Annotated in this window: 18 protein-coding genes and 1 tRNA gene; 11 read left to right on the top strand and 8 right to left on the bottom strand. The window is 63.5% G+C overall.

Annotated elements, in window-relative coordinates:
• Positions 1–19 precede the first annotated feature (19 nt).
• On the top strand, positions 20–409 hold the full coding sequence (locus tag JQ573_RS04890; RefSeq protein WP_212311472.1) for a hypothetical protein: 390 nt from the start codon (positions 20–22) through the stop codon (positions 407–409).
• A gap of 6 nt (positions 410–415) precedes the next feature.
• Positions 416–1,561 carry an ATP-binding protein gene (locus tag JQ573_RS04885; RefSeq protein ID WP_212311473.1) on the top strand — a complete coding sequence of 382 codons (1,146 nt, stop codon included), beginning with the start codon at positions 416–418 and terminating at the stop codon, positions 1,559–1,561.
• Between the two features lie 1,714 nt (positions 1,562–3,275).
• Here the strand turns inward: JQ573_RS04885 and JQ573_RS04880 are convergent.
• On the bottom strand, positions 3,276–4,778 hold the full coding sequence (locus tag JQ573_RS04880) for a chromosome partitioning protein ParB (RefSeq protein WP_249131216.1): 1,503 nt from the start codon (positions 4,776–4,778) through the stop codon (positions 3,276–3,278).
• Between the two features lie 254 nt (positions 4,779–5,032).
• The gene (locus JQ573_RS04875) at positions 5,033–5,557 is read right to left on the bottom strand and encodes a MauE/DoxX family redox-associated membrane protein (protein ID WP_212311474.1); all 525 of its coding nucleotides are present in this window, start codon (positions 5,555–5,557) and stop codon (positions 5,033–5,035) included.
• 956 nt (positions 5,558–6,513) lie between these two features.
• Between JQ573_RS04875 and JQ573_RS04870 the strand changes: the two genes are divergently transcribed.
• Positions 6,514–7,821 (top strand): hypothetical protein, encoded by a 1,308-nt coding sequence (locus tag JQ573_RS04870; protein ID WP_212311475.1) that lies wholly within the window; start codon positions 6,514–6,516, stop codon positions 7,819–7,821.
• 18 nt (positions 7,822–7,839) lie between these two features.
• Here the strand turns inward: JQ573_RS04870 and JQ573_RS04865 are convergent.
• Positions 7,840–7,914, bottom strand: a tRNA-Gln gene (locus JQ573_RS04865).
• A 220-nt stretch (positions 7,915–8,134) separates the two neighbouring features.
• Between JQ573_RS04865 and JQ573_RS04860 the strand changes: the two genes are divergently transcribed.
• On the top strand, positions 8,135–9,913 hold the full coding sequence (locus JQ573_RS04860) for an acyl-CoA dehydrogenase (RefSeq protein WP_212311476.1): 1,779 nt from the start codon (positions 8,135–8,137) through the stop codon (positions 9,911–9,913).
• A 405-nt stretch (positions 9,914–10,318) separates the two neighbouring features.
• Here the strand turns inward: JQ573_RS04860 and JQ573_RS04855 are convergent, their stop codons facing one another.
• Complete coding sequence (locus JQ573_RS04855) at positions 10,319–10,570, bottom strand: hypothetical protein (protein ID WP_212311477.1); 252 nt, start codon at positions 10,568–10,570, stop codon at positions 10,319–10,321.
• A gap of 38 nt (positions 10,571–10,608) precedes the next feature.
• The gene (gene rpsU / locus JQ573_RS04850) at positions 10,609–10,905 is read right to left on the bottom strand and encodes a 30S ribosomal protein S21 (RefSeq protein ID WP_092124744.1); all 297 of its coding nucleotides are present in this window, start codon (positions 10,903–10,905) and stop codon (positions 10,609–10,611) included.
• Between the two features lie 495 nt (positions 10,906–11,400).
• Between rpsU and JQ573_RS04845 the strand changes: the two genes are divergently transcribed.
• The gene (locus JQ573_RS04845) at positions 11,401–11,634 is read left to right on the top strand and encodes a DUF6894 family protein (RefSeq protein WP_212311478.1); all 234 of its coding nucleotides are present in this window, start codon (positions 11,401–11,403) and stop codon (positions 11,632–11,634) included.
• Between the two features lie 164 nt (positions 11,635–11,798).
• Here the strand turns inward: JQ573_RS04845 and JQ573_RS04840 are convergent, their stop codons facing one another.
• From JQ573_RS04840 to JQ573_RS04830, 3 genes are read right to left on the bottom strand one after another with little or no spacing between them, the layout of a single operon-like run.
• Positions 11,799–12,491, bottom strand: a complete 693-nt coding sequence (locus JQ573_RS04840) for a VOC family protein (protein ID WP_212311479.1) — start codon at positions 12,489–12,491, stop codon at positions 11,799–11,801.
• 41 nt (positions 12,492–12,532) lie between these two features.
• Positions 12,533–12,934 (bottom strand): nuclear transport factor 2 family protein, encoded by a 402-nt coding sequence (locus tag JQ573_RS04835; RefSeq protein WP_212311480.1) that lies wholly within the window; start codon positions 12,932–12,934, stop codon positions 12,533–12,535.
• Positions 12,935–12,950: 16 nt separating this feature from the next.
• Positions 12,951–13,625, bottom strand: coding sequence for a hypothetical protein (locus JQ573_RS04830; protein WP_212311481.1), 675 nt, complete (start codon positions 13,623–13,625; stop codon positions 12,951–12,953).
• A gap of 186 nt (positions 13,626–13,811) precedes the next feature.
• On the opposite strand from JQ573_RS04830, the gene JQ573_RS04825 reads away from it, so the two are divergent.
• The 6 genes from JQ573_RS04825 (at position 13,812) to JQ573_RS04800 (ending at position 19,921) form a co-directional block, all read left to right on the top strand.
• Positions 13,812–14,702: a LysR substrate-binding domain-containing protein gene (locus JQ573_RS04825; RefSeq protein ID WP_212311482.1), complete on the top strand. Its 891-nt coding sequence runs from the start codon at positions 13,812–13,814 to the stop codon at positions 14,700–14,702.
• A 25-nt stretch (positions 14,703–14,727) separates the two neighbouring features.
• Positions 14,728–15,291: a DinB family protein gene (locus JQ573_RS04820; RefSeq protein ID WP_212311483.1), complete on the top strand. Its 564-nt coding sequence runs from the start codon at positions 14,728–14,730 to the stop codon at positions 15,289–15,291.
• Positions 15,292–15,407: 116 nt separating this feature from the next.
• A complete protein-coding gene (locus JQ573_RS04815) occupies positions 15,408–16,136 on the top strand; it encodes an alpha/beta fold hydrolase (RefSeq protein WP_212311484.1) in 729 nt (242 codons plus the stop codon).
• 240 nt (positions 16,137–16,376) lie between these two features.
• Complete coding sequence (locus JQ573_RS04810) at positions 16,377–17,138, top strand: crotonase/enoyl-CoA hydratase family protein (RefSeq protein ID WP_212311485.1); 762 nt, start codon at positions 16,377–16,379, stop codon at positions 17,136–17,138.
• Positions 17,139–17,214: 76 nt separating this feature from the next.
• Entirely contained in the window at positions 17,215–18,885 is a 1,671-nt protein-coding gene (locus JQ573_RS04805) for a bifunctional UDP-sugar hydrolase/5'-nucleotidase (protein WP_212311486.1), read from the top strand.
• A 109-nt stretch (positions 18,886–18,994) separates the two neighbouring features.
• Positions 18,995–19,921, top strand: a complete 927-nt coding sequence (locus JQ573_RS04800; protein WP_212311487.1) for a histone deacetylase family protein — start codon at positions 18,995–18,997, stop codon at positions 19,919–19,921.
• The last annotated feature ends 23 nt before the right edge of the window (positions 19,922–19,944 follow it).

The raw sequence follows: 19,944 nt of genomic DNA, 5'->3' as shown, positions 1-19,944 counted from the left end.
CATTGAGTTCGATTGTCCCATGGCACCCGACCGGCAATCACCTACAGAAGACGAACTTCTCGCCACAGGCGGCGGCAATGCCACCGCCGCCGGGGTGAGTTTCCAGGCGGCGGTCGGCGCAACATTCGCTTGCCGTCTTCTTGCCGATCGCAGCCTCGACGATCGACTTCGGCTTGGCAACGCGGCTGTTCGTTCCATCCGGTTTGAAACCGAAACCCCGCTCGACGACATTCTCGTCGAAACCAGCGCCGGAGGATGGGTCTTCGTTCAAGCAAAGACCAGCCTTTCCCTTTCGACGCGACTGGACAGCGAACTCGGAAAAACAGCCGAACAGATTGTTCGGCAGTTTCAGGCTTGCGCTTCCGGAACGGGTGAACGCGGCTGGGACCGGCCGTTCATTCCCGGATAAGACCGGATGCTCATTGCGGTCGGGCCCGATGCCCCGAGTACCATCAAACGTGACCTGGCTCTTGCGCTGAATTCAACGCAGGCGCCCGCAACCGCTCCGCTCCCTCAAAGCCAACAGCAAGCTCTCGACAAATTGCGCACGCTGCTCGCAAGCGCTTGGCAGCAGATCAACGGCGCCGTACCTACCAACGACGAGCTAGACTCGCTTATACGGCTTCTTTCGATCATCGATTTCAACCTGGATGGTCCGGACCGCACCGCCGCCGTCGAGACGCTCGTGCATGTCACTGAAGCCGCGGCCGATGCACTCGCAGCTTTCGCGGCTGTCGAACAGCTATGCGCCCGCCTTATGGCGACGAGGCGCGGAACGAACGCTGGCGATCTGCGTCAAGCTTTGGCGAGCCGTGGCGTGCGCCTTCGCGCCGCGCCACGTTATCGTCCCGACGTTGACCGTCTGCGAAACTACAGCACGCGTGTTCAGGCACATCTGACCCAATACGAAGAAACCCGGATTGGCGATGTCGAGATTAAGATTGAGCGCGACTGCACGGCCGCAACAGTCGATGCGGCTAACGGGGGATCGCTAGTTCTCGTCGGTGAACCCGGCGCAGGCAAGAGCGCTGTCGTCAGTGCGGCAGCCGAACATCTGCGCGCGTCAGGCAATGAAGTCATAGAGCTGGCGGTAGACCACCTTCTTGTCGAGTCTCTCGACGAACTACGCATCACGCTGGAACTTGAGCATGGCGTCCGGGAGGTTCTCGAAAACTGGCCCGGCGCCGGTCCTGCCTTTCTGTTCATTGATGCACTTGACGCTACCCGCGGCGGCCGGAGCGAGGCTGTCTTCCGCTCGCTTATCGCCGAAGTGCTCGAACTTCCAGGCCATCGCTGGCGCGTCATCGCATCCATCCGGACATTCGATCTCAAGCTCGGCGAACAGTTTAAGAACCTGTTCGAAGGCCGACCACCATCGGCCCGATATGTCGATCCCGCCTTTCCCAGGGTGCGACACCTCCACGTTCCTCGCTGGTCCGACGATGAGCTAAATCAGCTCAACACGGGGCGCCCTCGATCGCAGCCGCTCTCGATGGCGCGGGCGGTCGGTTGCGCGACCTTGCTCGCGTGCCGTTCAACACGCGCTTGCTGGCCGACCTGATCGGCGACGGCGTCTCTCCGGATGTACTCGGCGGCGTGAGCCTCCAAGTCGAACTGCTTGCGCTCTACTGGCAGCATCGTATCACGCCTCTCGGCAGCGGTGCCGATCTGTGTCTCAAGACCGCAGTCGGACAGATGGTCGCAAACCGCGGCTTGCAAGCGAACCGTTTGACCGTCGCGCAAAGTGACACGACAGCGTTCGATAACCTGATGCGCCACAACGTACTCATCGGTGTATCTGGCGACCGCTACGTCGCATTTCGTCACCACATCCTCTTCGACTATGCTGCCAGCCGCGTCTTCATTGATCCTGCGGATGTCGAGGCCACCGGCAATCTCTTGCGCCGGGATCGTGGCCTCGGCTTGATGCTGGCCCCAGTTCTTTCCTATGCGCTGCAAGATTTGTGGGTCACAGGACCAACCGGACATCAGCAATTCTGGCAAGCCGTCGTGCATTTCGCCGGTGACCACACTTCCGATCCCGTAGCACGCAGTGTCGCTGCCCGCGCAGCATGCGAGCTTCCCGCGATTTCCGACGATATGCGCGGCTTCGTGGCGTTGCTTTCAGCACCTCCGGCCACCCGGCAGCTGGCGTTTCAGGCGTTCTCCCACATCGTGGGGCCGCTCTCTGTCCGGATCGAAGATGGCCAAGTTCTCCAGCTTGACCCGTGGTGCTATTTAGCATCCGCAGTCAGCACACATATCCCCGATATGGCCTGGCCGCTGCGCACGTTGCTTTTCCTGCTTTCGGAACGCGATCTGAACCCGCAGCAATCGACCGAGCTCGGACAAGCTTCACGGCGGCTCCTGGACTACGCCGTTCGTCAGACCGGCCAATGGTCTCAAATTGCATCAGCCGCAGTCGGCTTTGTCGCCGACACCTTCGCAAGCGACCCCGCCGCATCGCGCCGATGTTTGGAACAGCTGCTGACGCCAGACCGCTTGCGGGACCATGCCCATGAAGACATGCCGTGGCTCGCGCGAAACGTGGTCAAAATCGGAGCAATCGACCCGACATTTGTGCCCGACATATACAAGGCCATCTTTAGCCACGCCGTCACAAACGATGAGGCAACCTCCATCGGAAACAGCCAGATTTTGCCGCTAAGCAGCAACCGGCGCCAAGATTATGAGATGGCGCGATGGACATTAAAAGAAGCCTTTCCTCGGTTCCTGCAATCGCATCCGGTTGAAGGCGTCAGGGCCCTCCTCGCGGGACTGGAAGCATACGTCAACGATGCACATCCGCTCGATGAGTCAGCCGAAGAGATCACCGTAAACGTTGGCACATCGACCGGCAGGCTGATCAATGACCAGAGCCACATACGGGCCTGGAACCTGGACGATCGGCACAGCAACAATGCCGTCAGCCTCGTTCAAGCGTTTTCGTCGCGGCTGAGGGAAGCATCTGAAGACGAAGCGCTTCAGCTGATCCACGAGGTTATCGAGCGGAACCGGCTGGCGATTCTCTGGTCGCGATTGTTTAAGGCGGCCTCCACGCGCGGTGGACCGCTTGCCGATCTGCTATGGCCCTTCGCTGGGCAGCGCGCTTTCCTTGTATCGCAGGACACGACCAAGGAGGCGATCGATCTCATCGCATCGGGTTACGCTGTTCAGCCAATCCCGATCAGGGAACGTTTTGAACGCGAGGTGATGGTGCGCGGCCGAAATTTTCTGACCCCGCCGGAGCCGCCCGCGCGGCCCCGGCGCTGGTTTCACTCCGCAGCTTGCGAATGCGGTTCGCTGTCCTGCGCCTCGCTTTGCATAGCGGTTTGCCCCTGCGGCACGGCTGTCCGCAGCAACGACGGCAGCCAGCCGGTCGCCGCCAACAGCTGCTCTGCGGCCTGCGCCATGTCGGCCTTCTTCATGTCCGACATGCGCTCGGCCGCCTCCGCGCCGACGGCTTCGCGGACCGCCGCCAGAATGCCCGCTTTGGTGACGCGGCCGAGATAACTCCGCACCGTCGGCCGCCAGTAGGCGGTCATGTCGAGGGCCACGGCCTCCGCCAGACGGCGGGCCGCCGCCAGAGCGCGCGGCCTCCGGTCAAATGGCAATTTGACCGCATTGACCGTCAGGGAGACGCAATGCGCGAACAGCGCCATGCGGCTGTCGTGGTCGAGTTCGGCCACGAATTCCCACAGTCCGGCGACGTCCTTGGGCATCTGCCGTGCCCAATTGGCATGGCGATCCGACCACGCCTTGCCTGCCGGCGTGTCCTCGATCCCGTCCGCGTGCGCGGCCAGATCAGTCTTCACCGGCTGGATGCCGACCACATGCGCCGCCGCACCGACATAGAAGATTTGGGCGGCGAGTGCGTGGGTAAGCGCTACCATCGCAACGTCAGGCTGCTCACTCAGATTGAGCCGCAGCCCCAAGGTTCGGTGCGCAGTGAGGTCGCGGACGAGCGCGTCGGACAGCTTCTGGTCCTCGTCCTCCTCGTCACTCGCGCCCTCGTCGTCCTCACCGTCCGGCGCGGCTTCCTCGCCTCCCCGGTCCTCGCCATCCCGCCCCTCGGCATCGCTGTCCGGCCCGGTTTCAACCTCGGGTTTCTCGTCTCCGGGACGGATAAAGCCGCGCTCGATCCGCACCGCGCCATCGTGATTGAGGACCACGAAAGCGCCGCCGCGCGCGACGTCGGCGGGATCGTAGGCCTGCCGCTTTGCCTCCAGCCGCTCGATTTCGGCCTCCAATCCGCCGAACCGCGTGTCCACCTCGTCAGGCAGTTCCTCGGCCGCCTGATGCTGCTCGGTCAGCCGGTCGAACTCGGTCTGCACTGCCTGAAGGGCGGCCTGATCCTCCGCCGATAGCTCGACCGGATGCGGGTAGACGCGACGCATGCCGTGAGCATGCGGGAAGTCGAGATGAGCTTCGGTCCACCGCCATCCCTCGGCCGCCCGCAAGGCATCCGCCTCGCGATTGAGCCTTGCCGTCACCAAGAGATCGAGCAGTGAGACGTCTTCCAGATAGCCGCCACGATCCTCGGTAAAGAGGTCGCGCAGCACCGTGCCACCCGCTTCCGTGTAGGCCTCGAGGCCAACAAAGCGCACGCGGCGATCCGTGGCGGCGACATGGGTTTCGGTGAGCAGACGGCGGATGGTCGAGGCATCCGGGTCAAAGGGCAGGCGCTCATAGAGGGCTTCCTGCCGGGCATGATCATCCGTGATGGCAAACGCCATCAGCTGCTCAAGGGTCAGATCGCCATCGCGGTAGACCTGCATCAATTTCGGCGAAACCGCCCCCAACGTCAATCGACCTGCACCTCGCGGCGCCGATGCACTTCCTCTTTCGTGTACTCGCTCATTTCCGAAGCATGCGAGCAACCACCGCCCCAAGTCTGCAATCTGTCGTGCGCCGACCGCCGCAATAGAAACTGAACGCCTATCGCGCATCTTGAGATCGGATCGCGGGACGACATCCAAAATCGAACACCATACCGTCCATTCTGACCTCACGAGCGGGAGCGGGATTCGGGTCACCTTATGGCGCCCCATCTCTCCATGGCTCTTTCGGCAATCGCGAGCAGGAGATAGGCGGCGAGAAGTGCAGCCAGCCCCAGCAAAATCTTTGGCCGAGACAAGGCACTGCTATCGGTTGGCAGGAGGATGGAGCCCGCAATCACAACCAATACAATATTGCGCACGACCAACGGCCAGCTGACCACTTGGCCGTTCCCGCCACATGCGCAATCGATCTCAGCTCGGCCGGCCACCAGCGCGGCCGCCATGGCGACGGCGCAACCTGCGAAGAGCAAAATTGATAGCAAGGCGCCGCCGGCAGCATACGGCGACACCAACAAACAGCTCATCGCCGCCATCTCGGCCGCCATTAGTGCAGCGGCGGCAAAGGGAGCTGATGCGGCAGGCAGAAGACGGTAATCCCTCACGTTCGAAACGAAGCGACTATAAGCGAACACCTTCTCAACCACCGCCCGCGCCAGCACAACGAGGATGGAGCCCGAAGCCAACACGCGGAGCAGCGGATCATTTTGCCAGACCATTACAGGGCCTCGACAATCATGGCGGCCTCGCCGATCCTTGTCTCGGTCACTCCAACAAGAGAGCCGGGGCCGGCCGACGTTGCCGATGCCTCACGCGTCGTCGCGCGTGTATCCCACCTGGACTCCGCCACCACGCACGGCACGGCCGCCAATGGTGGCATGAAGCAGTCGGCCTTCCGCAGGGGTGCTGTGGAAATGGATAGCGATCTCATCATACTCAGCGCACCTCAGGCGACCCACTTCTGAAAAATTCAGCCCGGGCACGAGGCCTCTAGAATTGAGCTTAAGCGAAACTGATATCAGGCAAGCCGGATCCAGGATTGCCAGTTCACGCCAATCTCACGGGACGGTGACAGCTATGCGCAATGCAATCACCGTCCAGACTCCCATCCTGATACCCGGGCCGCTGAGGCGGCGATCGAAGCGGACAGGCAGGACAAAGAGCAAGTCAAATAGCGTGATGCAATGACGCGAAGATGATCGACTTGACCAAACGGCGGTTGGTCATACTCAGATGACGCAAGCATTCCGATCTGTGCGCAAGATGCAGCAATTTTGATTGGCTTGGTATTGAGTGAGCGACGATTGGTGTGCTGGATGGCATGGACAATTCTGCAGCAAGACCGACGCTCCGCAGATACAATTATCCTGACGAGCGATCAGCCACCACCATGAGCTGGCGCGGCAGACCGTATCATGTGACGACAACGTTGAGCCTTCGCCATGCGACGCTGCGCCATCATTCCAACCGGTTCCTGGCCTCGGCGCATGCCGGCCGCAATTGCCGCCGGATATTGCGGTGAGACGACCGTCGAGGCGTTTCTCAAACGAGTCGGCATCGAGTATCCTCAACCACGGATCAAGGAAGGAAGGCGCCAGCTGTGGTTGAGAGACGATCTGGACCGGGCGATAGCTCCGGACCTCGTACCCGGCGACCTCGCCGAGGATTTGTGAGCGTGCAACTGCCGCGTCACGTCATTCCGAAGGTGCTCGCGGCCGGTCGGACGGCGTTCTACTACAACGTCCCGACGCGCTATCGGAAAATGGGCTGCCCGGTGCAGAACGAGCCCTTGGGCACCGACTATGCCAAGGCTTGCGGCGAAGGCGGCCGGGCAGATACGTTGAACGGCCTATTCGATGAATGGATGGATATCCGCAAGGGGCTCCCGGTCTCGAGCGAAGATGCGCCGCGGATCGGTACGATCGACTGGCTCTTTAGGGAGTATCGACAGAGCCGAGCGTATTTGGAGAAGGTCAAACCGCGATCGCGCCGAAATTACGAATGGAACATGCGCGAGATCTGCGACACACTGACCAAACGAGGCGATCGCGTCGGCGGACGGCCGATCAAGGCAGTAACCCCGCTGGGCGCCGACAAGCTGTATGACACGTTCGTCAACGGTGGGAAGGGCAACCGGCTCAGGACCGCCGAAAAGCTTGTCGTGCTTTGTCGCAAGGCATGGCGCGTCGTTCACCGGCTGCACCCTGTCGAGTTTCCACAGGACATTCCTAATCCCTGGCTGGGTGTCACCATGGCGACCCGGGTCAAATTGGTGAAGCACGCAGTGACCCGCGAGCAAGTCTATACGTTCGCGCACGGCTGCGTAGAGCGCGGCGAACCTGAATGTGCCGCAGCCGCGGTCATCTGCTTCGAGTGGCTTCAGCGTCCGGAAAACGTGATTGCCGGCCATATCAAGTGGGGCGGCTACCGAACCGGGCCCAAGCCAACCATTCGGATTGAACACCACAAGACCGGTGCCGTGATCGACCATCCCCTGGAAGAGCGCTTGGTTACCGGTGAGGTTGTCAAATTCTACGAGGAGGCTGAGGCGGTGCTGGCGAAGCTGACGCGCCGTGGTGTCCCGATGATCCTGCGGGAGGTTTTACCCAGGCGCCGTCGTGCCTCGGACGAGGGCCAAAAATCCGTCTCCAGGCCCTACTCGTTCTCCGGCATGCAGAAGATCGTTCAGCGGATGAGAAAGGATATCGGTCTCCCCAAGGAGTTCACCCTGGACGCCTGTCGACACGGCGGGATGACTGAGCTCGAGGAGGCGGAACTGACCGAGGGACAGGGCCGCGCCCTATCCGCGCACCGAACCCGGGAGAGCTATGCCGGCTACGCCAAGCGGACCGAAACCCGAATGCTGTCTGCGACTCGGAAGCGGCATGCGCACCTGCTGGCGAACCAAACGGCAACAGACGTTCAGAATGCGACCGCTGACGACGTTCAGAACACAGAACAAGAATCTTCAAAAATCGCATGACTAATCAATGCGTTATAATGGCTGGGGCGGGAGGGATCGAACCTCCGAATGGCGGAATCAAAATCCGCTGCCTTACCGCTTGGCTACGCCCCAACGCGCCGATCGAAGGCCACGCCGGTCTATAGGGTGAGTCCCGCCATTTCAACAGGGCGGCGCGCGAAAAGGCAGGAAAGCCGCAGGTTGATGCCGGCACCCTCATTATCGGGCGACGCCGCGGTGGCCGAAACAGACCGGGCGATGTCCGCTCGGACAGTTGAGAGGCCGCTGGTTTCATGGGAAGACAATTTCCAAACGCCTCGTCGGGAGTAACGCCATGACCTACCGTGCGCCGATCAACGATATCCTGCTGTCCCTCAACCATGGCGCGGGGCTCGCTGCCGCCGTGGCGGCCGGCCACTACGGCGATTTCGACGGCGACATCACCGCTGCCGTGCTGGAAGAAGCCGGCAAGTTCGCCTCCGAAGTGCTGGCGCCGCTGAACAAGGTCGGCGACGAGCACGGCATCAAGCTCGACAACGGCAAGGTGACGACCGCACCCGGCTGGCCCGACGCCTATCAGCGCTGGACCGCCGCGGGATGGAACGCAGTGTCGGGGCCGGAAGCGTTCGGCGGCCAGGGCCTGCCGCTCGCGATCAACGCCGCCTGCACCGAGATCTGGAGCGCATCGAACGTCGCCTTCGGCCTCTGCCCCTTGCTGACGCTGTCCGCGATCGAGGCGCTCGATGCTCATGGCAGCGCCGAGCTGAAGAAGGTCTATCTCGAGAAGCTCGTCACCGGCGAATGGACCGGCACCATGCAGCTCACCGAGCCCAACGCCGGCTCCGACGTCGGCGCGCTGCGCACCCGCGCCGAACGCGCGCCTGACGGCACCTACCGCATCAAGGGCACCAAGATCTTCATCACCTATGGCGAGCACGACATGACCGACAACATCGTGCACTTCGTGCTCGCACGATTGCCCGATGCGCCCGCCGGCACCAAGGGAATCTCGCTGTTCCTGGTTCCGAAATTCATGGTCAATACCGACGGCTCGCTCGGCGAGCGCAACGACATCCATGCCTCCGGCGTCGAGCACAAGCTCGGCATGCACGCCTCGCCAACCTGCACCATGACCATGGGCGACAAGGGCGGCGCGATCGGCTTTCTGATCGGCGAGGAGAACGCGGGCATGCGCTGCATGTTCACGATGATGAACCAGGCCCGGCTCGGCGTCGGCCTCGAAGGCGTCGGCATTGCCGACCGCGCCTATCAGCAAGCGTTGGCCTATGCGCAGGAGCGCCGCCAAGGCAAGGTGATCGGCCACAAGGGCGACGGGATGGATCCGATCATCGTGCATCCCGACGTCAAGCGCATGCTGATGCAAATGCGCAGCATGACGGCTGCGGCGCGCACGATCTGCTACGCCACCGCGGTCGCGCTCGACGTCTCGGTGCGCGCCAAGGACGCCAAGGTGCGCGCGGACGCCGCAGCACGCGGCGCGCTGCTGACCCCGATCGCCAAGGCGTTCTCCACCGACATCGGCAACGAGGTCGCCTATCTCGGCGTGCAGGTCCACGGCGGCATGGGCTTCATCGAGGAGACCGGCGCCGCGCAGCATTACCGCGACGCCCGCATCACCTCGATCTATGAGGGCACCAACGGCATCCAGTCGATCGACCTCGTCACCCGCAAGCTCGGCGCCAATGGCGGCGCCTCGGTGTGGGCGCTGCTCGACGAGCTCGCCGCCACCATCAAGCAGGTCGAGACCTCCAACGATCCGGCATTCGGCACCACAGGCACGAAGCTGCGCGACGCCCATGCAGCGCTCGAGCGCACCAGCAAATGGTTGCTCGAGCGGCTGGCCTCGGCGCCAAACGAGGCGCTGGCCGGCGCGACACCGTATTTGCGGCTGTTCGGCGCCACGCTCGGCGGCTGCATGCTCGCAAGCGAAGCGCTGGCCGCGAAAGCGAACGGCGAGGCCGAGCCGCAGCGCTACGTCGCACTGGCGCGCTTCTTCGCCGAGAACATCTCGGTGCAGGCGCCGTCGCTGGAGAAGACCGTGACGGAGAGCGCCGAGGCGGTGACCGGCGCGGATGTGGTGCTGGCGGGGTAGGACGCTTTCCGCTGCGATTGCGGGAGAAGGCCCAAAGCGCCGTACTCGCCATAGGCCCATCCCGCTCCATTGACGTGCACGTCGTGCCTCATCGCAACTGTCGTCCCTGCGAAAGCAGGGACCCATACTCCGTGGCGGAGGTTGCAAGCGGGACTCATCGTTGTCGTCCTGGCGAAAGCCAGCACCCATCACCACCGCATTTGATTGTGAACGAGATCGTGGCCCCAGCGTCGCGCAACGATGCGTATTTGGGGCAATGGGTGCTGGCTTTCGCCAGGACGACGGCGAGTACGTGACGCTGCCGTGGACCCTACCTTCGCGTTCCCGCGACCTGATTAGTCCGAGCTTTTTGCATTCTCGTTCCGCCCTCTCTTGAACAGAGGGCACAGGGAAGTCGGGTGCCGATCAACGATCCCGGCGAGACGAGCGAAACTCCCGGGGACCGTCCAGCAGATCATGCTTGCGGGCAGACTGATCGATCCGGCTGGCCGAATGATCTGTCATGGCGTTGATGGCCGTGCCGGCCAGGTTCTGCGCACGTTGCCGTCGCTTCTCATCCTGGGATCGAACATCCCGGTCTTCGGCTCGCCGACGACAGAGTTCGTCAGAGATGCGTTCCTGGAGACATCCATCGCCTCGATAAGGTCGCTGCTTCATCTTGCACGCTCCCTCCAACAGGATTGCGGTACGGAGGACTAACTCTCTCGGGGGCCGCTGGTTCGCGGTGCCAATTGACTGAGTGCCGGGAATTTCGGCGCCAGCAATCTGGGCTTCTTCGGCGGAGCCGCAATCAATCCGTCCCGTATCGCCTGCTTGCGGGCAAGCTTGCGGGCTCGCCGCGCGGCCTCGGCTTTCTCCCGAATCTTTCTTTCCGAAGGCTTTTCGAACGAGCGGCGGCGCTTCATCTCTCTGAAGACGCCTTCGCGCTGCATCTTCTTCTTTAGAACGCGCAGTGCCTGGTCGATATTGTTGTCCCTGACAAGAACCTGCAACGGATCACCTCTCGCGGTAGAAGACACGTCAAGCGCACAAATACGAATGCCCGCTCTATCGGTGACAGAGCGGGCCGCACTGCCATTCCAGTACATCCGTGAAACGGCAGCCGATCAACAAGGTGACGAAAGCTTCAGCTGCAGTGCTGATAGCACTGCGCCTTCCCTTTCATCCGACGATGTCTTTGGAAAAGGGTCCCCTGGGACCGATCTACAAGGCTCAAGGCCAGTCGATACAATACAAGTATACACTTATACCAGCTATGCAAGGTGCAATTGCCAGTTCCGGGATTTATCTCTCGCGCTTCAAGCGTTCGAGATCGTAGCCGGAAGACCGTAGCGGGCCCGAGCGAGTGCGTGAGCGGTTCCTTGAATCGATATCATTGTTGAGTAGCAAATTCGAACCTGCTGACGCAGAGTGCGACGCTGCCGGTGAGTTCAGCGCGCCGGCACTCGAGAGCCTGGGCAGCTCCCATCGCAAGGAGGGAGCCGCAATTGGCAACCCGCTATTATTTCGACATCCGCAACGGCGAGGAACTCTATGCCGACAGGCAGGGTATCGAGCTGCGCGACGAGGAGACTGCTGCCCACGAAGCGATGCAGTCATTGCTCAGCATGGCGAAAGACAACCCGCCGTTGGACAAACACAATTTGTTGGCGTTCGAGGTCCGCACGGACGAAGGGCCGCTGTTTCAGGTCAGCCTCAACCAGGGCATAACGCGGCGTTAAGTGCATCGGCGCGCAACCGAACGTCAATAATTTGGCCGGCGAAGGCGCGCCGGTTCGATCACGTCGAGAGCATTTTCGGTTCTGATCAGATCAGAACCGAAGCTCTAGATTGCTTTGACGCGTTTTCTTCACGCGAACCGGCGGCCACTTCGCTCGAAAACGCTCTAGTGGTCGGACAGGCTGCCGACGATCGATGCGCGACGGGACAGTTCGATCCAGTTGCCGTCCGGATCGAGGATCATGGAAATCCGCGCGACCTCGCCAAGCGTCACCGGCGCGAGGCCCTCGCGCACGCCCCTGGCACGCAGGTCATCGTGCACCGCGTCGATATCGGCGACTTGCAGCGTGATGTAGCGCCAGCCGCGCGCGCCACGAACCGGATCGACGGTCGCGGCCGGATCTTCCCTGAGCAGGATCAGGCTCTCGCCGAGGCGAAACGCCGGACCGCCCGACCAGGATTGCTCGGCGAAACCGAGAATGTCTCCGTAGAACCTCCGATGCGCGGCGAGGTCGCGCACGGCCATGGAAACGGCAATCTGGGTGATACCGTCATGTCCGGGCGCCACTAGGCAAACGCTGTTGCCGTCGGGATCAGCCATGTGCTGCGGCGCTCCAACGCCGTCGCGCGCAACGATCACTTCGCGATAGCCGCTCGGTGCCGCATCCGGCAGCGGCTCGACATGATGGTTGAGCTTGATCACCGAACCATGCGCGTCGTGCCGGTACTGCTTCTGTCCGCGCCGGATCGGCAACATGTGGTCGAAGCGAACGCCGGCATCCTGCTGCCAGAACCGGAGCATCGGCTCCAGATTGTTGGTGGAAAGGCCGACGTCGATCACGTTCTTCGCGAGTTGCATGTCCGGTCTCCCCAGCCGCCGTGCGCGCTCGCTGGGCCGGCTCAGCCGGGAAAGCGATCGCCGAACATCGGCAGTCCGCTGCGCGACTGTTCGCGCGTCGCCTCATCCTGGATGACGTCCCAGTGCTCGGCGAGCACGTCACCCTCCATGCGCACGATGTCGGCGACGACCCATGCCGCCGGCAGACCATGACCGCTGAACCGGCCGTGCAGAATGACGAAATCGCCGCTCGCCGCACCGACATGGTTCTCATAGCGCAGCGTCGCGGGCAAGCCCTTGACGAGATCGAACAGCCCGTCCCGGCCCGGCGCAATGTGCGCGCTGTGCTGAATGTAGCGCGGCGACCAGAGCCGCTCGGCGGCGGCATAGTCGCGCCTGTTGAACAGGGTATCGAACGCGTCCAGCACGAACTGGACGCGGCGATCTTGGTTCGACGCATCCATAGCTTCGTTCCTGATATCAGGGTTGCTTGCGGACCAGCGGAATCTGCAGATTGGTCGGACGATTCTGCTCGGTGTCGAAGCCGCGGCCGTCGACATTGCGGGCGCCCCAGAACAACAGGTCGCCCCTGAGATAGACCAGGTCGTATTCCATGAAGTTGGTGCCTTCCTTCAGCGCAAACGGTGCGAAGGATTTGCCGAAGATGCTCTGCGGCGCGTCGACCGCCCACGGCGCGTAGCCGGCAGAGGCGATTTTGTTGAGCACATCGGCAAACCCCTGCGCCAACGGCGTGACCTCGTAGGCCTCGTCGGCGACGAAGTCGACCTTCTGCGCGCCCGGTGCGATCGGATGCGCGCCCTGCCACTGCATGTGCCCGACGATCCTGATCCGCGCCAGCGGCACCTTGCCATACGGATCGGCCGAGTTAACGACCACGAGCTCGAACCGGTCGGAGGACTGATAGGTGAAGGCGCGCTTGAGATAGAACGGCTTGATGGAGCCGTCGGGATTCTTGCTCGGCCGGATCTCGGGCGCGATGCTCTCCCAATTTCCGGCGAGTGCCTGCTTGATCGTTGCGACGTCCGCATCCATGGCACTTGCCCTCGTTTGATTGCCGGAAGATTGCGCGGCAGCACCGCCGAACCCGGTCAGCACCAGCAGCGGCAACAGCAATGCTCCGAGGCTCATCCGCATGCGCAAGCTCCGGCCTGGTTTTCGCGCGGCCCTCTGCCTGCGAGGCAGAACCCGCAATCGGAATACGCTTCGCTATAGAGGGCGCTGGCCGGCTTGAAAAAGACTTTGTAAGCTGGCCCCATGCCTGCGAGAGATGCCTGTGAGAGATGGCAACGAGACTTGGCAGGCCGTGAATGGGAGAGTGCGATGGAGCTCCGGCATCTCCGCTACTTCGTTGCCGTGGCCGATGCCGGCAGCCTCACGGTTGCCGCCGAGCAGAAGCTCCACACCTCGCAGCCTTCGCTCAGCCGGCAGATCCGCGATCTCGAGGAGGAGGTCGGCGTGCAACTGTTGAATCGCGGCGCGCAGGGCATCGAGCTGACCGCGGCCGGCAAGGCGTTTCTCGACCATGCCCGCATGGCGCTGTTGCAGGCCGAGGCCGCCAAGGAAGCGGCGCTGCGCGCAGCCCAGCCGCCGAAGCCTGTCTTCTCGCTCGGCTTCCTGTCGGGCGCCGAAATCGATCTGCTGCCCGAGGTGACCCGCGTGTTGCGCGAGGAATTTCCCGGCATCGACATCCGCCTGTCGAGCGACTACTCGCCCTTGCTCGCCAAGGCCCTGATGCGGCGCAAGCTCGACGCGGCCTTCATGCGGGCCGACGAGAGCATGGAGGATCTGGCGTACAAGCGCGTGCGCACCGATCCGCTGGTGTACGTGTTTCCGAGCAACCATCGGCTGGCGGCGCAGTCAGCCGTCGCGCCGGAAGACATCGCGGGCGAGACCTTCTATCTGCCGTCCAAATCAGCGCCGGCGGTGCGCCGCGTCGTGCTGGACTATTTCAACCGCGCCGGCGTCGATCCGAGGCCGGAGCACGAGGTGCATAATGTTGTGCATGCGATATCGATGATCACTTCGACGCATGGCGTGATGCTGCTGCCGGCCTACACGGCGCGCTATCTGCCCGATAGCATTAAGACGCGGCCGGTGCAGGGCGAGGCGCCGACGCTGGATCTTGTGATCGCCTATCACAAGGCCAATAAATCGCCGATCCTGAAACTATTGCTGTCGCGGGTCGGCCGGCTGGCCGCGGCGCCGGCCTGATCCCTTCAATCCAGTGAGGACCGAAATGCCCGCAGGCCTCGTTCAGACCTTTCGCGCCTTTGCTTACAACAACGCCTGGGCCAATCATCGCCTGCTCACAACATGCGGCAGTCTCGGCCAGGCGGAGTTCGCCGCCGCGCGGACCGGCTTCTTCCCGAGCCTGCAGGCGACGCTGAACCACATCCATGTCATCGATCTGTTCTACGTCGACGCGCTCGAAGGTGGCTGGCTCGGGCCGAAGGCGTGGGCGAACGAGGTGCCCTACCCGGCGGTCGCGGCGCTGCAAGCAGCGCAAGGCGCGATCGACCAGCGCCTGATCGTTCACTGCGATGCGCTGACGCCTGAACGGCTCGATGACGTGGTCAAGATCAATCGCGACAGCTCGGTGCAGACCGAGCGGCGCGATCGCCTTCTGATGCATCTGTTTCAGCACCAGATCCATCATCGCGGCCAGGCCCATGCCATGCTGTCCGAAACCACGGTCAAGCCGCCGCAGCTCGACGAATTCTTCGCCGCCGGCGAGGCGCCGCTCCGGGCGGCCGAGTTCAAGGACCTTGGCTGGAGCGAAGCCATCGTCTGGGGCGGCTGAACGCCGGGTTCCGCAAGCGATGTGGCGGCGGTGCGGATCGGTTCCCGATCCGGAACAAGGTCTTGAATCCCGACGCCTCCGCGCTCACCTCAGGTGAAACGTGGGGAACTCCAGACATGCCATTCGCCAATCATCGGGGCCAGCGCATCCATTACACCGTTGAAGGGTCCGGGCCGCTGATCGTGCTGCAGCACGGCCTGCTGCTCAACGCCGCCAGCTGGAAGCAGTGCGGCGTCGTCGACGCGCTCGCCGATCGCTTTCGAGTCGTCTGCGTCGATTCGCTCGGACATGGCCTGAGCGACAAGCCCGCCGATCCCGAATTCTACGATCAGGAACAACGTGCCGGCGATATCGTCGCCGTGATCGACGATCTCGGCCACGAGCGCGCCCATGTGGTCGGACATTCGATGGGCGGCTGGGTGGCGGTCGGCGTCGCCCGGTTCTTCCCGGCGCGGCTGGCGTCGCTGGCAATCGGCGGCTGGGACTTCCTCACCGGATTTCCGCGCGGCAACGCCGGCCCGCTGACCTATGGCGCCTTCATGACGTTTGCGCGCCGTACCGCGCCGCAGCTCACGGGATGGGTAACGTCCGACCTCGAGGGCGGCGTGCGTGCCTGCTTCGATGCGCTCGGCCAGATCGATGGCGCCAGGGACGCCGTGCTGTCCTCGCGCGTGCCGGTGCTGCTCTGGAACGGACAGGACGACGCACCACATGTGCCGATGCAGCGCTTTGCCGCGGAGAACGGCCTGGACGCGATGTCGGTCCCAGGCGATCATCTCGGCGCCCTGCTTCATCACGGCGTGGAGGTCGGCCGCGGCATCGGCTCGTTCGTCGGGCGCGGCTGAGCGGAGCACGATGCAGGGTTACGTGCGACGGCGCCGGTTCGGCTTGCGCGGCCGGCGCCTTGCAAATCGCGAATTCCGGTTAACTGCATTGCGCCGTTCTCATGCTCGCCCACGGGGAAAAGCAGAGCAGAACACGCTGGAGCCCTTGGGGCTTGCACGGGATCATGTAGGATAGCAGTCACGACCTCCGCCGGCGACGCTGCCGGCCGACACTCGGACCGCTTACTCTGGGACTGCTTGATGACCGCGCATGTCATAGTCACCGACGAAGCCGCCACACGCGTGATCCGGCTGCGCAGGCCCGAGAAGAAGAACGCGATCACCCAGGAGATGTTTCGCGCGATCAGCGATGCGATCGACAAGGCGCAGAACAATCCGAAGATCCGCTGCCTGATCATCACCGGCGGCTCCGGCGTGTTCACCGCGGGCAACGACATCGAGGACCTGCTCGCGCAGGGCACCTCGACCGGCGAGACGCCGCCCGCCTCCGACCTGGTCAAGTTCCTGTATTCGCTGGCCCACAATGTGAAGCCGATCATTGCCGCCGTCGACGGCGTCGCGATGGGCATCGGCACCACGATGCTGTTTCACTGCGACTATGTGCTGGCGAGCAAGGCCGCGCTGTTCTCGACGCCATTCTCCAATTTCGGCCTGGTGCCGGAAGGCGCCTCCAGCCTGCTGATGCCGCGCACGATGGGCCATCAGCGCGCCTTCGCAATGCTGGTGATGGGCCGCACCATGTCGGCCGACGACGCCCGCGTGGCCGGTTTCGTCAACACCGTGGTGGCGCCGGGACATGCCGAGGTCGAGGCGCACAAGGTGGCACGCGAGATCTGCGCGCTGCCGGCCGACGCGGTGGCGATCTCGCGCCGCCTGATCCGGCTGCCGCCCGAGGACGTCACGCGCCGCATCGAGCAGGAGAACCATCTGTTCAGCGAGCGGATGCGCTCCAACGAGGCGGTCAGCGCCTTCAAGGCCTTCATGGCGCGCACGAAGGATTGAGACGAAGCGTCGCAAAATTGTAGTGGCGTCGCGCCATGATCGTGTGTTCCATGATCGTGCATGCCATGGACAGATCATGAGACAGCCCCGCCTTACGCCCCTCGCCGCGCTCTGCACACTCGGACTGGCCGCGGCAGGCCCCTGCCTGGCGCAGACCGCAGCGCCGGTGAACCTGCGGATTCTCGCGATCAACGATTTCCACGGCTATCTGCGGCCGCCACCGGGCGGCATCCGCGTCACCGATCCCGCTGATGCGACCAAGAAGATCATGGTGCCCGCCGGCGGCGCCGAGCGGGTGGCGACCGTCGTCAAGCAGCTGCGTGAAGGCCACAAGAACAATATCTTCGTCGCGGCCGGCGACCTGATCGGCGCGAGCCCGTTTTTGTCGGCGATGTTTCACGACGAGCCGACCATCGAGTCGCTGTCGATGATGGGGCTTGCGATCTCGTCGGTCGGCAACCACGAATTCGACGAGGGCAAGGACGAGCTCCTGCGGATGCAGAATGGCGGCTGCCACCCGGTCGACAAGTGCCTGGGGCCGCATCCCTTCCTGGGGGCCAAATTCCGCTATCTGGCCGCCTCCACGATCGACAAGGCCTCAGGCAAGCCGGTGTTTCCGCCCTACGAGATCAAGGAATTCGACGGCATACCGGTCGCGTTCATCGGGCTGACGCTGAAGAACACGCCGAACCTGGTGTCGCCGGCCGGCGTCGCCAGCCTCGACTTCCGCGACGAGGCCGAGACCGTCAATGCGCTGGTCCCCGAGCTGAAGGCGAAGGGCGTCGAGGCGATCGTGGTCTTGATCCACGAAGGCGGCTTTCCGACCGGCGACTATAATGAATGCCCGGGCATCTCGGGGCCGATCGTCGACATCGTCAAGAAGTTCGATCGCGCCGTCGACGTCGTGATCTCCGGCCACACCCACCAGGCCTATGTCTGCGAGATCGACGGGCGGCTCGTCACATCAGGCGACAAATACGGCACGCTGGTCACCGCGATCGACCTTCGGCTCGATCCGAACAGCCATGACGTGATCAGCGCCAAGGCCGACAACACCATCGTGAAGATCGGCGGCACAGCCAAGGACCCGGAGCAGAGCGCGCTTTTGGAATCCTACGACCGGCTGGCCGCGCCGATCGCCAACCGCGCGGCGGGCTCGGTGACGGAAACGCTGTCGCGCACGCCGGCCGAGACCGGCGAAAGCCCGCTCGGCGATATCGTCGCCGACGCGCAGTTGCTTGCCACCAGCTCGGAGCCGAATGGCGGCGCGGTGATCGCCTTCACCAATCCCGGCGGCGTGCGCACCGACATCGTCAAGCGCGAGGACGGCGCCGTCACCTATGCCGACATCTTCGCCAGCCAGCCGTTCCGCAACCAGCTGGTGACGATGACGCTGACCGGCAAGCAGCTCAAGGACGTGCTGGAGCAGCAATGGGCCGACCCGAAACGGCCGCGCGCCCTGCAGGTCTCGAAGGGCTTTGCCTATGCGTGGGATGCGAGCAAGCCCGACGGCGCGCGCATCATCGCCGCGCGGATGTCGCTCGACGGCAAGCCGATCGACCCGGCTGCGAGCTACCGCGTCACCGTGAACCATTATCTCGCCGAGGGCGGCGACGGCTTCACGGTGTTCAAGGAAGGAACGGCGCAGCAGTTCGGCATCTACGACGTCGATGCGCTCTATGCCTATTTCAAGGCCAACAGCCCGGTCGGCCCGGCGGCCGGAAAGCGGATCGAGCGGATCAATTGAAGTGCGGGCATGGAACATCAGTGGGGCGGAGACAGGCCTTTCCGGCGGGCCGGTAACGGCCTAAATTAGACGCTCCTCGCACGCGCCCCCCAATGCGCCGGGAATTTGCATGACACTGCTTCTGACGCACACCGCCTGCCTCGATCACCTGACCCCACCCGGACATCCCGAACGCCCCGACCGGCTGCGCGCGGTTGCCGAGGTGCTCGGCGAAGACCGCTTCAAGGCGCTGGTGCGCGATCTCGCGCCGGAAGGCGACCTCGACAGCGTGCTGCTTTGTCACGGCGAGCACTATGTCGGCGAGCTGCGCCACATCGCGCCGACCTCCGGCATGATCTATATCGACGGCGACACCTCGATGTCGCCGGGCACCTGGGAGGCCGTGATGCGCGGCGTCGGCGGCGCGGTGGCGGCGACCGATGCGGTGATGACCGGCGCGCACCAGAACGCCTTCGTCGCGGTGCGCCCGCCCGGGCATCACGCCGAGAAGTCGACGCCGATGGGCTTCTGCTTCTTCGACAATGTCGCGATCGCCGCGCGCCACGCGCAGCGCAAATACGGCATCAAGCGCGCCGCGATCATCGATTTCGACGTCCACCACGGCAACGGCACGCAGGATATCTTCTGGGCCGATCCGACCGTGATGTACTGCTCGACGCATCAGATGCCGCTGTTCCCCGGCACCGGCGCTTCAGGCGAGCGCGGCGAGCATGACACCGTCGTCAACGCGCCGCTGGCGCCCGGCGACGGCGGCACCAAATTCCGCTCCGCCTTCGAGAACCTGATCCTGCCGCAGCTCGAGAAGTTCTCCCCCGAACTCGTCGTCATCTCGGCGGGCTTCGACGCGCATCACCGCGATCCACTGGCCTCGATCAACCTGACCGGCGAGGATTTCGGCTGGGTCACGCGCAAGCTGATGGACCTCGCCGACAAGGGCGCCGGCGGCCGCGTCGTCTCCGTGCTGGAGGGCGGCTACGACCTCGAGGGCCTGAAAGAGTCGGTGGCATCTCACGTCACCGCATTGATGGGCGGGTAAATCCCCGCCACAATACCCCCGCA

It is taken from the genome of Bradyrhizobium sp. AUGA SZCCT0105, from assembly GCF_018129565.1.
Taxonomy (GTDB): domain Bacteria; phylum Pseudomonadota; class Alphaproteobacteria; order Rhizobiales; family Xanthobacteraceae; genus Bradyrhizobium.
This window is presented reverse-complemented; position numbering and strand designations above follow the sequence as displayed.

Coding starts and splice junctions, on each gene's coding strand:
- JQ573_RS04825 (WP_212311482.1), top strand. CDS start 13,812: ATGGAGCTCCGGCATCTCCGCTACTTCGTTGCCGTGGCCGATGCCGGC.
- JQ573_RS04810 (WP_212311485.1), top strand. CDS start 16,377: ATGACCGCGCATGTCATAGTCACCGACGAAGCCGCCACACGCGTGATC.
- JQ573_RS04820 (WP_212311483.1), top strand. CDS start 14,728: ATGCCCGCAGGCCTCGTTCAGACCTTTCGCGCCTTTGCTTACAACAAC.
- JQ573_RS04890 (WP_212311472.1), top strand. CDS start 20: ATGGCACCCGACCGGCAATCACCTACAGAAGACGAACTTCTCGCCACA.
- JQ573_RS04875 (WP_212311474.1), bottom strand. CDS start 5,557: ATGGTCTGGCAAAATGATCCGCTGCTCCGCGTGTTGGCTTCGGGCTCC.
- JQ573_RS04800 (WP_212311487.1), top strand. CDS start 18,995: ATGACACTGCTTCTGACGCACACCGCCTGCCTCGATCACCTGACCCCA.
- JQ573_RS04830 (WP_212311481.1), bottom strand. CDS start 13,625: ATGCGGATGAGCCTCGGAGCATTGCTGTTGCCGCTGCTGGTGCTGACC.
- JQ573_RS04835 (WP_212311480.1), bottom strand. CDS start 12,934: ATGGATGCGTCGAACCAAGATCGCCGCGTCCAGTTCGTGCTGGACGCG.
- JQ573_RS04855 (WP_212311477.1), bottom strand. CDS start 10,570: ATGAAGCAGCGACCTTATCGAGGCGATGGATGTCTCCAGGAACGCATC.
- JQ573_RS04860 (WP_212311476.1), top strand. CDS start 8,135: ATGACCTACCGTGCGCCGATCAACGATATCCTGCTGTCCCTCAACCAT.
- JQ573_RS04805 (WP_212311486.1), top strand. CDS start 17,215: ATGAGACAGCCCCGCCTTACGCCCCTCGCCGCGCTCTGCACACTCGGA.
- JQ573_RS04880 (WP_249131216.1), bottom strand. CDS start 4,778: ATGCAGGTCTACCGCGATGGCGATCTGACCCTTGAGCAGCTGATGGCG.
- JQ573_RS04815 (WP_212311484.1), top strand. CDS start 15,408: ATGCCATTCGCCAATCATCGGGGCCAGCGCATCCATTACACCGTTGAA.
- JQ573_RS04885 (WP_212311473.1), top strand. CDS start 416: ATGCTCATTGCGGTCGGGCCCGATGCCCCGAGTACCATCAAACGTGAC.
- JQ573_RS04840 (WP_212311479.1), bottom strand. CDS start 12,491: ATGCAACTCGCGAAGAACGTGATCGACGTCGGCCTTTCCACCAACAAT.